This window comes from Sulfitobacter sp. NFXS29 (assembly GCF_040148765.1).
Taxonomy (GTDB): domain Bacteria; phylum Pseudomonadota; class Alphaproteobacteria; order Rhodobacterales; family Rhodobacteraceae; genus Sulfitobacter.
This window is the reverse complement of the sequence record NZ_JAGDED010000013.1, coordinates 15147-30761: the sequence shown is the minus strand read 5'-3', so window position 1 is coordinate 30761 and position 15615 is coordinate 15147. Positions and strand designations below refer to the sequence as shown.

General features: G+C 55.6%; 12 protein-coding genes. 4 read left to right on the top strand and 8 right to left on the bottom strand.

Going from position 1 to position 15615, the window contains the following annotated elements; all coding sequences use genetic code 11:
- Positions 1-5: 5 nt before the first annotated feature.
- Both alaS and recA read right to left on the bottom strand, forming a co-directional pair.
- Positions 6-2663 (bottom strand): alanine--tRNA ligase, encoded by a 2658-nt coding sequence (alaS, locus tag J3456_RS17255; RefSeq protein ID WP_349581443.1) that lies wholly within the window; start codon positions 2661-2663, stop codon positions 6-8.
- A gap of 139 nt (positions 2664-2802) precedes the next feature.
- A complete protein-coding gene (gene recA, locus J3456_RS17250; RefSeq protein ID WP_120351143.1) occupies positions 2803-3873 on the bottom strand; it encodes a recombinase RecA in 1071 nt (356 codons plus the stop codon).
- Between the two features lie 203 nt (positions 3874-4076).
- Here recA and J3456_RS17245 point away from each other — a divergent pair, with 203 nt between their 5' ends.
- Positions 4077-4670, top strand: coding sequence for a gamma-glutamyl kinase (locus J3456_RS17245; RefSeq protein WP_349581441.1), 594 nt, complete (start codon positions 4077-4079; stop codon positions 4668-4670).
- A 13-nt stretch (positions 4671-4683) separates the two neighbouring features.
- Here J3456_RS17245 and J3456_RS17240 read toward each other — a convergent pair whose 3' ends face one another.
- Both J3456_RS17240 and J3456_RS17235 read right to left on the bottom strand, forming a co-directional pair.
- Positions 4684-6918, bottom strand: a complete 2235-nt coding sequence (locus J3456_RS17240) for an ATP-binding protein (protein ID WP_502989521.1) — start codon at positions 6916-6918, stop codon at positions 4684-4686.
- A 175-nt stretch (positions 6919-7093) separates the two neighbouring features.
- On the bottom strand, positions 7094-8254 hold the full coding sequence (locus tag J3456_RS17235) for an RsmB/NOP family class I SAM-dependent RNA methyltransferase (protein WP_349581439.1): 1161 nt from the start codon (positions 8252-8254) through the stop codon (positions 7094-7096).
- 299 nt (positions 8255-8553) lie between these two features.
- Between J3456_RS17235 and J3456_RS17230 the strand changes: the two genes are divergently transcribed.
- The gene (locus J3456_RS17230) at positions 8554-8742 is read left to right on the top strand and encodes a hypothetical protein (RefSeq protein WP_349581437.1); all 189 of its coding nucleotides are present in this window, start codon (positions 8554-8556) and stop codon (positions 8740-8742) included.
- Here the strand turns inward: J3456_RS17230 and J3456_RS17225 are convergent.
- From J3456_RS17225 to J3456_RS17210, 4 genes are all read right to left on the bottom strand, one after another.
- Positions 8734-10251 (bottom strand): tripartite tricarboxylate transporter permease, encoded by a 1518-nt coding sequence (locus tag J3456_RS17225; RefSeq protein ID WP_349581435.1) that lies wholly within the window; start codon positions 10249-10251, stop codon positions 8734-8736. The genes J3456_RS17230 and J3456_RS17225 overlap by 9 nt on opposite strands.
- A 1-nt stretch (position 10252) precedes the next feature.
- Positions 10253-10747, bottom strand: a complete 495-nt coding sequence (locus J3456_RS17220; RefSeq protein ID WP_349581433.1) for a tripartite tricarboxylate transporter TctB family protein — start codon at positions 10745-10747, stop codon at positions 10253-10255.
- A gap of 73 nt (positions 10748-10820) precedes the next feature.
- On the bottom strand, positions 10821-11810 hold the full coding sequence (locus J3456_RS17215; RefSeq protein ID WP_349581432.1) for a tripartite tricarboxylate transporter substrate binding protein: 990 nt from the start codon (positions 11808-11810) through the stop codon (positions 10821-10823).
- Between the two features lie 51 nt (positions 11811-11861).
- The gene (locus tag J3456_RS17210) at positions 11862-13577 is read right to left on the bottom strand and encodes a thiamine pyrophosphate-binding protein (protein ID WP_349581430.1); all 1716 of its coding nucleotides are present in this window, start codon (positions 13575-13577) and stop codon (positions 11862-11864) included.
- 71 nt (positions 13578-13648) lie between these two features.
- Here J3456_RS17210 and J3456_RS17205 point away from each other — a divergent pair, with 71 nt between their 5' ends.
- Together J3456_RS17205 and J3456_RS17200 are read left to right on the top strand one after the other, a co-directional pair.
- Complete coding sequence (locus tag J3456_RS17205) at positions 13649-14404, top strand: GntR family transcriptional regulator (RefSeq protein ID WP_349581428.1); 756 nt, start codon at positions 13649-13651, stop codon at positions 14402-14404.
- Positions 14405-14464: 60 nt separating this feature from the next.
- Positions 14465-15319, top strand: a complete 855-nt coding sequence (locus J3456_RS17200) for a VOC family protein (protein ID WP_349581426.1) — start codon at positions 14465-14467, stop codon at positions 15317-15319.
- Positions 15320-15615: the final 296 nt, after the last annotated feature.

Below are 15615 nucleotides of genomic sequence, written 5' to 3'. Positions count from 1 at the left end.
GGGCCTTATCCTTTCAAGATGTTTTCAGCCGCGGCAATCGCCGCTTCTGCATTTTCAGCCGAAGCACCACCGCCCTGAGCCATGTCGGGCCGACCACCGCCGCCCTTACCGCCCAATTCGGCCACCGCCGCTTTGACCATGTCGACTGCCGAAACACGATCTGTCAAATCCTGTGTCACGCCGCCTGCGACCGCGGCCTTGCCTCCGGTATCGGCAATCAGCAGCACCGCGCCAGAGCCCAGCTTGGCCTTATGCTCATCCACCAGACCGGGCAGGTCTTTGCCCGTGATACCGCTGAGCACTTGGCCCACGAATTTAACGCCATTTACCTCACGCGCTTCGGGTGCGGCCGCACCGCCGCCCGACATCGCCAATTCGCGCCGCAACTGCGCCACTTCGTTGGACAGGCTCCGGCGTTCGTCAAGCAGGGCGCGCACCCGTTCGGGCACGTCGCTGGTCGCTGTTTTCAACTCTGCCGCAACCCGGCTCAGCGCCGCCTCCTGCTCGCGCAGCCAAGCCAAAGCTTCGGACCCGGTCAGCGCCTCGATCCGACGCACACCCGCGCTGCTGGCGCTGTCCCCCAGCAGAACAAAGGCGCCGATATCCCCAGTCTGACGCACATGGGTGCCGCCGCAAAGCTCAAGCGAATAGGTCGATTTGTCGCTGCCCTTGCCGGAACCTTCCAAATGACCCATCGAGACGACACGCACCTCATCGCCATATTTTTCACCAAAAAGCGCCTGCGCGCCCATGGCCCGCGCGTCATCCGGCGTCATGATCCGCGTCTCCACCGGCGTATTTTGGCGGATATAGTCATTCACCTCGCGCTCGACTTGTGTCAGTTCCTCCTGCGACAGCCCCTTGGCGTGCGAGAAATCAAACCGTAGACGGTCATGCGCGTTGAGCGAACCACGCTGCGACACATGATCCCCAAGCGCATTGCGCAGGGCCTCATGCAGCAAGTGCGTGGCCGAATGGTTGGCCCGGATGGCACTGCGCCGCAAACGATCGACCTCAAGAACAGCCGTTTGACCCGGTTTCACCTCGCCTTCAACCACATGGCCGAAATGCACAAAGACACCTGCAGATTTGCGTGTGTCGGTCACATTCACGATACCGGTTTGCGTGCGGATCACGCCGGTGTCGCCGACCTGCCCGCCGCTCTCCGCATAAAACGGTGTCTGGTTGAGCGCGACCTGCACATCACTGCCCACAGCGGCAGCATCCACCTGATCACTGCCCTGCACCAAGGCCACGATCTGCCCTTCGGCGCTTTCGGTGTCATAGCCCAAAAACTCGGTTACGCCGCTTTTGTCGGCCACGTCGAACCAGACGGCGGCGTCCGCAGCCTCACCCGACCCAGCCCAAGCCGCGCGGGCTTTCGCTTTCTGCGCCGCCATCGCGGTGTCGAACCCGTCGGTATCCACCGCGCGCCCTTTTTCGCGCAGCGCATCCTGTGTCAGGTCAAGCGGGAACCCGTAGGTGTCATATAGCTTAAACGCCGCCTCCCCCGGCAGTGTGGCCCCCTCGGGTAGACCACTCAATTCATCATCCAGCAGCTTCAAACCGCGATCCAGCGTTTGGCGGAAACGGGTTTCCTCCAGCAACAACGTCTCCCGGATGAGCGATTGTGCCTGACCCAATTCAGGGTAAGCCGCGCCCATCTGCTGCACCAACGAAGGTACCAGCTGATGCATTAAAGGGTCCTTAACGCCAAGCAAATGCGCGTGGCGCATCGCGCGTCGCATAATCCGACGCAGAACATAGCCCCGGCCCTCGTTCGAAGGCATCACCCCATCCGCAATCAGGAAAGAGGTCGACCGCAAGTGGTCGGCAATCACCCGGTGATGGGTCTTTCCCGGTCCATCGGGATCGGTCGAAGATGCATGTGCGCTGGCCTCAATCAGACTGCGCATCAAGTCCGTGGCATAGTTGTCATTCGTGCCCTGCAACAGCGCCGCAACCCGCTCGATCCCCATGCCGGTATCGATCGACTGGTTGGGCAGCGGCTGGCGCGTCCCATCTTCGAACTGCTCGTATTGCATGAAAACGAGGTTCCAGATCTCAACGAAACGGTCCCCGTCTTCCTCCGGCGATCCCGGAGGGCCACCCCAGATGTGATCCCCATGATCGTAGAAAATCTCGGTACAGGGTCCGCAGGGGCCAGTTGGGCCAGCGGACCAGAAGTTATCATCCGTCGCAATGCGAATGATCCGCTCGTCCGGCAGGCCAGTGTGCGCCTTCCAAATTTTAACCGCTTCTTCATCCGTATGGTACACCGTGACCAGAAGCCGGTTCGGGTCGATGCCGAACTCTTTCGTCAGCAGGTCCCAAGCGAAGGGGATCGCCTCGGCCTTAAAGTAGTCGCCAAAGCTGAAATTGCCCAGCATCTCGAAAAACGTGTGGTGCCGCGCGGTATAGCCCACGTTGTCGAGGTCATTGTGCTTACCGCCCGCCCGCACACATTTCTGCGCCGACGTGGCGCGGCTGTAATCACGTGTCTCCACCCCGGTAAAAAGGTTCTTAAACTGCACCATACCAGCAGCGGTGAACATCAGTGTCGGGTCGTTGCGCGGCACCAGCGGGCTGGAGGGCACGATCTGATGCCCCTGCGCATCGAAATAATTCAGAAAAGTTGAGCGAATTTCATTCAGCGTCTTCATGGGCGAGGCCTTCCGGGGCAGATTTGATCGGTCCCAAATACCCCTCAGCCTCGGTGCTGTCCACCGTTCCTGCCCATGAAAAAGAGGCGCAGCCCATGGCCACGCCCCCGTTGCAGTATCTTAAATACCCAAAGCGTATTTACGCTTCGAGAATATCCGCGTCATCGCCGCCGGACCCTTCGAAGTCCAAACCATGGGCTGCGCGGATCTTATCCTCAATCTCCGACGCCATAGCGGTGTTTTGCTTCAGGAAGTTCTTCGCGTTCTCGCGTCCCTGCCCGATCCGCTCATCCCCATAGCTGAACCATGAGCCCGATTTATCGACCACGCCCGCTTTGACCCCAAGATCAAGCAACTCGCCCATCTTGGAGATGCCTTCGCCATACATGATGTCGAACTCGACCTGCTTGAACGGCGGCGCAACTTTGTTTTTGACGATCTTCACCTTTGTCGCGTTGCCGACAACCTCATCACGGTCTTTCAACGCGCCGATGCGGCGAATGTCGAGCCGAACAGAAGAGTAGAATTTCAGCGCGTTACCGCCCGTTGTCGTCTCAGGTGACCCGAACATGACGCCGATTTTCATCCGAATTTGGTTAATGAAAATGACCATACAGTTCGACCGGCTGATCGAGCCCGTCAGCTTGCGCATGGCTTGGGACATCAAACGGGCCTGAACGCCGACGCTGCTGTCGCCCATCTCACCTTCAAGCTCGGACTTCGGCGTCAGAGCTGCGACTGAGTCGACGATAACCATGTTGACCGCGCCAGATCGCACAAGAGTGTCGGTGATCTCCAGGGCTTGCTCGCCCGTGTCAGGCTGCGAAATGAGCAGTTCGTCAATGTCCACGCCAAGCTTTTTCGCATACTGCGGATCAAGCGCGTGTTCCGCATCGACAAAAGCGCAGACGCCGCCAGCTTTTTGTTGTTCAGCGACGCAGTGCAGGGTCAAAGTTGTCTTACCCGAGGATTCCGGACCATAAATTTCAATGATACGCCCCATCGGCAAACCGCCAATGCCGAGCGCGATATCAAGACCCAGCGAGCCTGTGGAGCTGGCTTTGATGTCCTGGATCGCCCCTTCGGCGCCCAGCTTCATGATCGACCCTTTGCCGAACTGACGTTCGATCTGGGCCAGCGCGCTGTCGAGCGCCTTTTGCTTTTCTGCGGTTTTCTTGCTGTCCATTGTCAAAAGATCTGCCGTTGCCATTAGGTTCATCCCTTAGTGTCACAGTGGCGCACCGGCGGCAATCGCCTGCACGCTGTGTCGCTTATGTTCTTCTAATGTTCCATATGAGGGTAAATGAAGAACATTTCAATGATTTTGTTTGCACTTTAAGTTTTCTCGGGAATGGTAAGGAAATGGTTTACCCGACATAGATGGGACCATGTGCAGCTTGGGATAAGACGCGAGTGATTGTTTTTTTCAAAGAACGGCTGGCCTTTCTGTCAGTGCCCAAAACCGGAACCACCGCCTATGAAAAGGCGCTCGCGCCCCGCGCGGACATGGTGATCTCCGATCCCCCCATCCTGAAACACGCGCCAGTTTATCGGTATAATCGGTTCGTTCGGCCGATGTTCCTTAAAGTCTGCGATGCCGAGCTTGAACTTATGGCCGTCATGCGCGAGCCGATTTCTTGGCTGGGCAGTTGGTACCGCTATCGGCAGCGCCCTTTCATGGAGGGTAAGCCCAACAACACCTTTGGGATTACTTTCGACGAATTCGTGCTCGCCTATATGAAAGGCGACAAGCCGGGTTTTGCCGATGTTGGAAGCCAGTTGAAGTTTATGGAGACCCAACCAAACGGCACCGGAATCACCCACTACTTCCGCTATGAAGATCAGCCCCGGCTGCGTCATTTTTTGGAAGAGCGGCTCGACGTGACCCTGTCTTTGGGCCGAGAGAATGTATCGCCCAAGATGGAATTGGTGCTTTCCCCAAACGTCGAAAAACGCTTTCGCCGGAAATTCGCTGCGGAATTCGAGCTTTATGAGTCGATCCCTTAGTCCTCCCCTCAGCCTAGTGTAGCTGGTTATGTACCGTATTGGTCAGATCGGTCAGGGAGAAGGGTTTGGGCAAGAAAACCGAGTTGGGAATTTTTGACTGTTCCTGACCAAAATTATCCTCCGCATAGCCAGAAACGAAAACGACCCGCACGTCCGGTCTTTGTTTCAAAGCTTGGCGTACCCAGCTTGGCCCGTCCATGCCTGGCATGACGACATCCGTTACAAAGACGTCGATATCGAGTTCCTGATCTTCGAGCATCTTCAGTGCGGCTTCGGCGGATTCCGCTTCAAGTACCGTGTAGCCGCGGAGGCGTAGGGCTCGGCTGGCAAATGCCCGCACCGGCGCTTCATCTTCGACTAGCAGGATTACCCCATCGGAACGCTGCAGCGGGCCCTGATCGGGCTGCGGGGCGGTCTTCCGAGAAACCGTACGCGGCTGCCCCTCAAGCACTGGAAAGTATAAGGTGAAACAAGTTCCACGCCCTAACTCACTGTCGATAAAGATAAACCCGCCCGTCTGCTTGACGATCCCATAGGCGGTAGAAAGGCCAAGGCCGGTCCCCTCGCCGGTCCGTTTGGTAGTGAAAAACGGCTCGAACACTTTTTGCAGTTTATCTTTCGGGATGCCGGTGCCATCGTCGTGGACCTGCACTGTGACATAGCGCCCGGCGGGAACGCTGACCCGGTCCCGTTCGAGCGGTTGGTCGAGTGTCGTCACTTCGGTCAGGATGCGAATCTCACCCCCGGCGGGCATCGCATCACGGGCATTGACGACGAGGTTCATTAACACCTGCTCCAATTGGCGTTTATCCGCACGGATTGGCGCAAGAACCGGGTCATGGCTCAAGGTTAGCGTTACCTTCTCGCCCACCAGACGGTTCAGCAAATGGGTAAGGTCGGCCAAGGTATCGCGCATGTCCAGCGTTTCGGGCCGGAGGGTTTGTTTGCGGGAGAAGGCGAGGAGCTGCCCCACCAGCGCCGCTGCGCGATTGGCGTTCTGGTTGATTTGAACCAAATCGCTGAAATCCGGATCGCCTTGGTCATGGCGCAGCAAGAGGAGATCGCAATGGCCTGAGATTGCGGTCAGAAGGTTGTTGAAATCATGCGCCACACCGCCAGCCAGCTGGCCAATGGCTTGCATTTTTTGGCTCTGCACGAATTGCGCCTCTAGCGATTTCAGTTCGGTCGCGTCTTGTAGCACCGCGATCAGGGCGGCCTCTCCGCCTTCGGATATCCGGTTCAGCGAGACCTGTACGAAAATCTCCTGATCCGTGCGGGTAAGTCTGAGAAATTCGGATTTCTGCACCAATCGCCCTGCGAGACTGTCATTCAACCAGTCCGAGATAGACCGGCCCAGCCCCTCCATTAGTTGTGAAAGATGCGCGCCGCGTCGCAGGGATACGCCGATTAGTTTGGCCGCCATTCGGTTGAACGCCAATACGGTCCCATCCGGCCCCAGCTTGATCATCGGCACGGGGAGGTCTTGAAAAGTTTCCCATCCCAATTCACTGGCTGAGAAACCCCCATCGGGCGGGGGCACAAGGTAGAGTGCACGGCGGTTGGCACCGGCGTCGACTTCGGCCACCAATACCTGACGGTTGCCCTGTGCGGTGGATATTTCCGCCACGGTTCCCGATGTCAGCGGTAGGGAATTAAACAATCGGTCCAAGGACTTCACCCGGTCCCCGACGAATATTCGAGCCGCCTCATTCATAAAGAGGATCGTCCCGCCCCGACCGACCATGACCATGGGCAAGGCCATGCTATCTTGGCTGGCACGGGGGCCCGTGCGAGCTGGTGCTGGTTCGATCCGCCAAAGCAAGCGGTCAGCCGACACATGGTGTACGGATATGCGCACCGGGCCGACGCGGGTGATCACTTCTTCCCGTGCGTTACCGCTTGCCGTGGCACGGGACTGCAGACGGTAGAGAAGGCCCACTGGATTGGAGAAATGCGTTCGCAGGGCCTGCGCCAGGGTCTCTCCGCCACCGTCGCCAAACTGCTTTTGAGCCGCTTCATTGCGGTAGATGACTTGACGGTCGGTCGACGCGATAAAGCTCGGCGTGCCGTCTTTTGCGATGAAATCGGCGACCCCGTCGGTGCTGGCTTGGTTCAACGTCCGCGCCCGCAGGCGGAGGGCCATGAAACCGATCAAAATCAAGCCGAGCGTCACCGCCGCTGCGGTAAGGCCAAGCTTCAACGAAGCCTCTGCGCTGCGCTGCGCGAGCGCACCGGTGGCCACGGCCATCGCCCCAAGCAGCCATAGCCGCGTGAGCCCTGCCTGCTCGCCTATCCCTGAATCCCCTACGCCCTGCTGCACGCAATCCCCCTAACAACCGAATCATAGGACTATTACGTGCGAGAGAGGTTAAGCAGGCTTTAACCCTAGAACACTTGCACGCATTGGTTGATTATGGGGTAAATTACTCGCGCGTCAACTGTGCTGAGAAAAAGCCGTCGCCCTCTGCAGTCACGGCATAACGGTCCATCCGGGCGATTTTCCAGCCCGGGTGACGGGCCAAAAATGCCTCAACCCGCGCCTCATTTTCCTCTCGAAAAAGCGAGCATGTGGCATAGGCCAAAACGCCGTTGGGTTGCGTAAGCGCCGCTGCGGTATCGAGAATCTGGTCTTGAATGGTAGTTAGTTCAGCCAGCCGGTCGGGGGTCAGAGTCCACTTCCCCTCAGCCGCGCGGCGCCATGCGCCAGACCCCGAACAGGGCGCGTCGCAGAGCACCAGGTCATAGGGTGCGCCAGCTTCGGCTTTTTCAGTATCGGCCAAGGAAATCTCAACGCCCGCGCGCGCGGCGCGGGGGGAAAGGTCGCTCATCCGACGTGGGTCGATGTCATGGGCCGTGATTTCGCGCGTGGGGTCCATGGCCAGAGCCAAGGCCTTGCCACCGCCCCCGGCGCAGTAGTCCAGCACCCGCCCCCCCAGCGGCAGGGCGGCGACAACTGCTTGGCTCGCCGCGTCCTGCAATTCAACGTAGCCATCTGCAAAAGCAGAGGAATTCCGGATCCGGCGTTGACCTTCGATTACGGTTAGCGCGGCATCGGCAAGCGGGTTGGCTCGGGTTTGAACGCCCTCCTCCGCCAGCAGTTCTTGCGCGGCAGGCACCGCGATCCGCGCCGTGTTGACCCTCAGGCAGATCGGCCCGCGTTCCTGAAGCGCCATGGCTGCGGCATCCGCCTTTTCCCCAAGCGCTGCGTCAAACAACGGCAGCAGCCAATCGGGCAGGTTCAACCTTGTGGCGCGGTCTTCGGGCGCCTGTGGGAAAGCACGTTCCGCGTCGCTCAACGGCGTGGGCGCATGGCCCTCACCCGTGAACAACGCCTTAAGGTCAGCCCCTTGCCCGTGCAGCACACCGATCATCAGGGCACGGCCCGTATCTCCCCTGCCGTAATGGGCCGCCGTCCGTTTCTGGCGCAGCACGTCAAAGACATGGTCCCGCACGGCGGCCCGGTCTTTGGAGCCTGCAAAACGGCTTTGCCGCGCCCAACGGGTCAGCGCCTGTTCGGCGGCCAGCCCCCCGGCGATCGCATCTAAAACTTCTATCGCAGCCGATACGCGCGCGCCCGGGGTCATGGCATCTTCCTTAGGTAAAGAACGGCGCTCAAGCCGTTGCTTTTATGGGTTAACCGATACGGTAGTTCGGGCTTTCGCGGGTGATCTGCACGTCATGCATGTGATTATCATATAGCCGAAGCTTATTGAATTTCTTAATATTTTTCACCTTACTGCATCAGTCAGCATCAGTAGATCACCCTCTGAACAGAGGTATACACTCCCAAATGGCTGGACGGAAGGCGATCATTTTCGCTTCAGGAAATCTCGCAACTTCGAGCTTTGAGCCCACTTTCAATCGCTTTTTCAGAGGACGAACGATGCTCGATAGCCGCCATTTTATGCATTTTGAAGTATCTCGACAGCTGGCAAGCGAGAATACCTTCACAGATGCGCCGGTTGAAGCGCGTGAGTTACTTGAAAAGCTGCCAGCCGTTCTGATTGCAACTCATGCCAATCATCCGCCCTATTGGGCGGTTGTAGGGTTCACCCGTAAACTCTCAATTTGAGGCGTTTTGCACTTTGCTGCGCAAGGCAGGTCTAATTCTCAATAGCCAAATAAAACCAAGGGTCAGAAGTAATAGAACGGCACTGCCTGGGCTACGTAGGAAAATGGTTGGATCTCCCTCAGATACGATAAGTGACCGGCGCAAAAACTCTTCCAGGTAGGGGCCGAGGATTACCCCCATTAGTGCTGGCACTACAGGATAGGAAAAAATGCGTAGGAGAAAAGCTAACACACCAATCGCGAGAGCCATCCACATTTGGAAAAAAGAGAAGGATGAGGCATAGACCCCGACCATCGAAATCATGCCGATAAATGCGTAGAGTAGACCTCGATTTATCTGCGACAGACGTAAGTAAATCGGGCCGAATGCAATGACTGATAGGAACACAAAGATCGCCGCAGCAAAGAGTGCGGCGAACATGGGGGCGATGATTGCAAAATTCTCACCCAAAAGCGCAGGTCCAGGAACAAGGCCGTGGATGAGCAGCACGCCGAAGATGATGGCGGTTACCGCGTCGCCTGGAATCCCCATCGTGAGCAAAGGAATAATCGCACCGCCGCACATGCCGTTGTTGGCAGATTCAGAGGCCGCCAACCCCTCGTAAGACCCTTTGCCGAACTTCTCGGGATGACGAGAAGAACGTTTTGCTTCGGCGTAGGCAATGAATGAGGCCATTGATGCGCCACCGCCTGGCAACATACCAATCAAGACGCCAATAATTGCGCTTTTAATATAGGTGAAAAATCCGACCTCGCGGATCAATGTCCAATTAGGGAGAAAATCTCTCCGTTTTGGACGTAGTATCTTGGCCACGGCTTCAGGCTTTCCAACCTTGGTAGGCATAGATGCTTGTGCGATCAGCTCGCAGGTGGCGAAAAGACCGATGACTGCGGGTAAAAGGTTAATGCCCTCAATCAGATGATAGCTGCCGAAATCAAAACGGCCGACTGGGACCATCGGATCGATTCCGACGGTGGAGATCATTAAGCCGATTGCCATGGCCAACATCGCCTTAAGTAACGACCCCGACGCAACAATCGTGACGGTGACCACCGCGAGCAGAACCAAAGAGAACTTATCCGGCGTCTGGAACAGCAAGGCCAACGCACTGATTGGCTGAGCGAGCGCGATCAGGACAACCACCCCTATGAGCCCACCGATGGAGGACGAAAAAGCACTGAGGCCAAGGGCCTGCGTGCCTTTGCCGGCTTTCATCAGTGCGTGGCCGTCGAGTGTTGTGATGGCGCCTGACGGAGCGCCGGGAATATTTAAGGTGATGCCGGTGATCGATCCCGCGTATATCCCCGCCATATAGATAGAAGCTACCATGACCAGCGCGTCTTTAACTTCCATACCAAAGGTAAACGGCAATAAAAGCGCTATGGCGAGCGTCGCAGTAAGGCCAGGAATTGCGCCAAACGCCAACCCCAAAAGAAAACCACCGACAAGATGAAGGAACGTGCCGGGGTTGGCGAGTGCGAGGAAACCATCAGCAACTTGACCGATCATCTTAGAACTCCCACAATGGCAAATAGAGGCCAAATAATTTAACGAAGAAGAGCCAACCGGTAACCGTGATGAACAGCGCGATGATTGCCGATGAAAGGGCCGAAGCCCCCCACTTCCCGTTGCGCTCAAAGTTAAAATAAATCGCAATCAGGAAAGTGTATCCGGCGGTCGCCGTCATGTAGCCCGCATAAACGAAAGCCAAGATATAGAGTGCCGTAAGCCCTACCGCAATGACAGGACCGAGTATGACAATGCGAGGAATGTTATCCGATGTTTCGGCTGCTGCAATTATATCCTGCTGGGCCTTAAATTCTTTCAGGATGATAAGAAAGGTCGCCACATAAACAAATCCACATAGGATGATTGGCAAGAACGAAGGCCCCGGCTCGCCATTCACGAAAGGCCTGTCCATTCCCAGCAACTGGCTTGCATAAACGGTATTTAGCACCGTCAATGCAAAGGCGAAGAGAATTTGGCCTCGGAGTAATTTTGTCATGTGTCGCCCCTCGTCTCGAAGCTATTTAGTCACGCCGCGATAGGGCTGGAGCGTTGACTCCAGCCCTTGTGGGTCAATTCTTGTCCAGCACGCCGTCGGCCACCAGCTTATCCATCAGCGCAAAGGCTTTCGTCTGCGAGGAGGAGATATAGGCTTCAGTTTCTTCACCATCCATCCAAACGGCCCCCATGCCGGTTTCCTCGGCTTTCGCGAGGAAGGCTTCGTCTTGAAACACCTTCTCAAAAGCGGCTTCTAAAGTGGCCTGCTGTTCAGCATCTACAGCAGCCTGCGTGGCGATTAGCCGAAAGCCGCCCCATACGACGTCGTATCCCGCTTCCTTGAAGGTCGGCACATCAGGGAAATTTGGGTCGCGTTCATCGGCCATAACGGCCAAAACGCGGGCTTGTCCTGATTCCACTGCAGAATAGGCCGCCGAGATGCTGGTCGAAGCAGCATCGGTTTCGCCGGACAGTAAAGCTTCACGTTGGGGGCCAGAGCCTTTAGGGTAAGGGACGTGAAGAAATTCCACATCAGCCTGTTGCTCGAAGTCAAGCGCAGGCAAGTGCCACACACCGCCGGTACCCACGTTAGATATCTTGATAGTCCCCGGCGCTTTACGAGCAGCTTCGACCATCTCACCGAGCGTTGTCCAAGGCGCATCAGCACGCACGACCAGTGCAGTCGGATGCACTGTAACCGACCCAAGATAGGCCAGCTCTTCGGTGTCGTAGCCCGGTACCAGTTCGTAATAGGGAACAGTGATGACGCTATCCCATGTAAGCGACCCAATTGTGTAGCCGTCCGGGCGAGACTTCATCAAACGCAACGTGCCCACGCCACTCTGAGCGCCTGTCACGTTTTGCGTATTCACACCCACGCCCAAAGGCTTTTCGGCAAAGCTCATGAAGGTGCGCATGACGGTATCCGTGCCGCCTCCCGCGCTCCATGGCATGATATGCATAATGTCTTTTTGTGGATAGTCCTGTGCCAGTGCGGCTGACCCGAGCCCCATGACGATAGTAGCAGAGGCCGCAGCGGATTTGACCAAGGTGAATATTTGCATTTATTTCTCTCCTGTTGATTGACCGGTTCTAATGGCGATGGGACGTCGGTTTTAGTAGAAATACGGCAGCTTCCTTTCGCGGGCGACGTCGACCCACGGAGGAACAAAGGGGATAATCTTATCTTGGGAAGGGACCATCATCTCAATAAAGTTCGCGCCCGGGTTGTTTATCGCTTCAGCCAAGGTCGCTTCGATTTGATCTTCTGATGTGATCCGTGCCGTCTCGAATCCGAACCCTTCTGCGATCTTGATATAATCAACAGCGCCGAAATCAGTGGTCCAAGGGGCATCAACATCATCCAGCAAGATGGCTTCAGCCCGGATCCAGCCGTAGTTATCATTTCTGGTCAAGATGACGGTGATATTCTTATTACTGCGCTTGATTGTCTCAAAGTCTCCCAGCACAAATGCGATAGAACCATCACCCGTGAAGGAGATTACTGGGCCGTCATTTGCATATGCCGCACCGATCCCGGCAGGCACGGAATAGCCCAAGGCGCCCATAGAGTAATTTGTAATATAGCGCCGACCGGCCTCCCGCACGGAAAGCAGCGCCGAAGGGTAGATTGCACTTACTCCTGGTTCCGCCGTGACGATCGCATCGGTCGGAAGTAGTTTGTCCAGCGCTTGCGTGAGCTTAACTGGAGAAACGGTTCCCGCAGGCATTTCAATGTTAGAGTTAAATACTGCATCCAGCGCAGTGCGTTTCAGCTCGGTAAGATCAACTCTGTTTCGTGCAAGCGTAGGGCGTTCGTCACGGATTACAGCTGTCATGTATTCAAGGCTTGCGCGCGCATCCCCGACCATACCAACCTTCAGCGGGTAATTGTTTCCGACATGCGCTTCAGCAATATCAAGGTGCATGAAGGTGGTATGTTCCGGATCACCGTACAGCTTCCAATGATTGGTCCCGCTCGAGTCTGTGTTTGAACCAATGAAGAAAACGCAATCCGCTTCCTTTGCATAGGCATTGGAATATTCCATTCCGCCACGCGCGCCCACAACTCTGAGCGCAAGAGGATGAGTTTCGGGAATAATTCCCTTGCCCGGAGTAGTAGTGCCCACCGGAATTTGCAGCAGCTCCGCCAGTTCAAGAACCGCATCCGTAGCTTTGGAGATCAATGCCCCCTGACCACAAATGATCACCGGCTTTTCGGCGGAGAGCAACGCATCAACTGCTTTGCGTATTTTCTTGTGATCGGCCACTGGCCGATGAGATGGATAGAATTGGTAATCTTCTTCCGCATAGAGATCGGTGATCTCAGCTTCATCGTGGAACACATTGATTGGCACACGAATATGAACCGGTGCCGGGCGTCCCGACGTCGCGACCCGGAAAGCCCGGCGCAGCAGTAGCGGAATGTCCTTCACATTAGTTAGATAGAATGACTCCTTGCAAATACTTGCGTACATCGCAGTTTGGTCGACCCCGGTAAGCCCATGCTTTTTGTCTTGGTTCATGGGTACATCAGAGCTGAAATAGATGACAGGAACAGAAGAAAGAAACGCTTCGGTTATCCCCGGCGTGCAATGGGTCACGCCGGGGCTCGGCGCTTCCAGTACCGCTGGTCTGCCGGTTATCTTCGCGTAGGCCTCAGCGGCATAAGAGGCCGTGCGCTCGTCTCGAGTAAGGACATACTCGATGGTCGAAGATTTCTGCCATTCTTTATACCAGCCGATAGTGGTCTCACCTGGAAGGCCAAAAACATGACTAACGCCATGCAACTCAAGCATTCTCAGAATAACTTCTGCCCCGTTCATGTTCATTGCTTGCCTTCCCATACGAACTGTAGATACTTCTGTATACAGAGCGAAACACAGGTCTGAACGCAAATCAATTGATTTCTTTTGATCCTCTTTCTACTATCGGCTTTGACATAGTTTTGAGCGGATTTCGGAATCAGATGCAGACAGCCCCAGCCACCGTCGAGCGCACCTATCTCCAACTGAAAGAGATGGCGGTGAACTATGATTTTAAGCCTGATTCCCGGTTGAACGAGACTGAACTGGCTAAGAAATTAGCGACCAGTCGAACGCCACTTCGGGAGGCTCTCAACCGCTTGGTCGCCGAAGGGTTCTTTACTTTCCGCAGTGGCAAAGGGTTTTTCTGTAGGTCGCTTAACCCTATAGGCATCATGCATCTTTACGAAGCGCGTGCGGCAATTGAATGCGAGGCTGCAAGCTTGGCCGCTCACCGAGCTGATCCAACCAAGCTCAAAGAGCTTGAGCAGTACTTGGATGAATCAAAAGCCAACTACACCCCGGGTACATCCCCTACCGAACTGCTGCGGATGGACGAGGCCTTTCACGTTGGGCTGACCTCATTGACCGACAACAAAGAGATGATCCGCCTTCTTGAGAATGTGAACGACCGGATACGCTTTATTCGGCTCATCGACCTCAGAACACTCGCAGAAAGAAGCGGTGGCGAAGTCGTGACTATTCGTCCTCACGCCGAGATTTTGCAGGCGGTCAAACAGGGTGATAGCGAAGCTGCGCGGCAAGCGATGGTTCAACACCTTACAAAAAGGCTTGAGGCGGTCACCGAGAACGTTCGCAATGCGTTTGCAGAGCTCTACACGCCAGGCGACTGACCGGATCGGTCTTTGATATGCAAGGTTACTTGCGCGAATACCCACTGGAGATCTTTTAAAATGTTCCACCCCGTTACCGGCATTGATCACTGCGTCGCTCTGACCCAGGACCTTGACAGCACAGCTGAAAAGTATCGCGCAATGGGCTTTAGGCTCTCCCCCAGAGGTACGCATTCTAAGGCAAAGGGTTCAGCAAACTACACCATCATGTTCCCACAAGATTACTTTGAAATACTTGGATTTATTGCTGAGACTGAGGTCAATGCCCCACGGCGTGAGATGTTGGCCACGATGGGGGAGGGATTGCATGCGATTTCCTGCAGGATCGAAAATGCAAATGCTGCTGCAAATGGTTTGGCTGACCTTGGCTTAAAAACGCAGGAGCTCAACAGTTTTTCACGCCCCGTTCCACGCCCAGATGGTTCGGAGGAAGTTGCTTCATTCTCTACGTTGACCTTTTCTCCAAGCGAGGTGCCCTTCGGATCGGTTTTTATGTGCGAACATAAGACACCTGATGTGGTTTGGATGCCCGAACTCCTTGATCATCCGAATGGCGCCTGTGGCCTCGATGCGGTGCTCGCCATATCAGATACCCCGGAACAGGATGCGCTAAAATTTGCCCGACTTTGGGCCCACGGCAGCGTCTCAGAGAGCGAGGGTTGCTATAATGTAGCAACGGGCCCGAACTCAGCAGCGCTTTTGCTATTTACTAAAGAAAAACTTGCAAAACTTTTTCCTGACGCAGATTTTGACTCGACCGCGCGAGGTGCCTTTGCTGGAATAAGAATTAAAACAAGCGATACCGAACGACTTAAAGCATTCTTAACTGAGTCTCAGATCCCCTACTCTGTCAGTTTAGGGAGTGTTTATCTCTGCCCTCAAAACTCCTCAGGGATTCTATTGGAGTTCGTTTGAACTCAAGGGAAACCGACAATCAGACAAAGACACCCGCTAACAGGGGTAGGTTTGTTGCGCGAGCGAATGGTTAATCAAGCTCTCCAACCTCTCCGGTCCTTTCGTCCGTCTCTGGATCAAAATCTCGCAAACCTACAAGGCTGGCCATTCCGGCCAATAACAAATTTAGCCGGCCGCAAGAGAGCGCCCACTGCAGGGAATTCAAGGCTCCCGTCTTTCCGCTCGTAACGGCGGAAAGACCAGATGCGATTAACACGTAAAAAGCATGCTTAGTTCTTGATTGCCAGGCAGGGCGT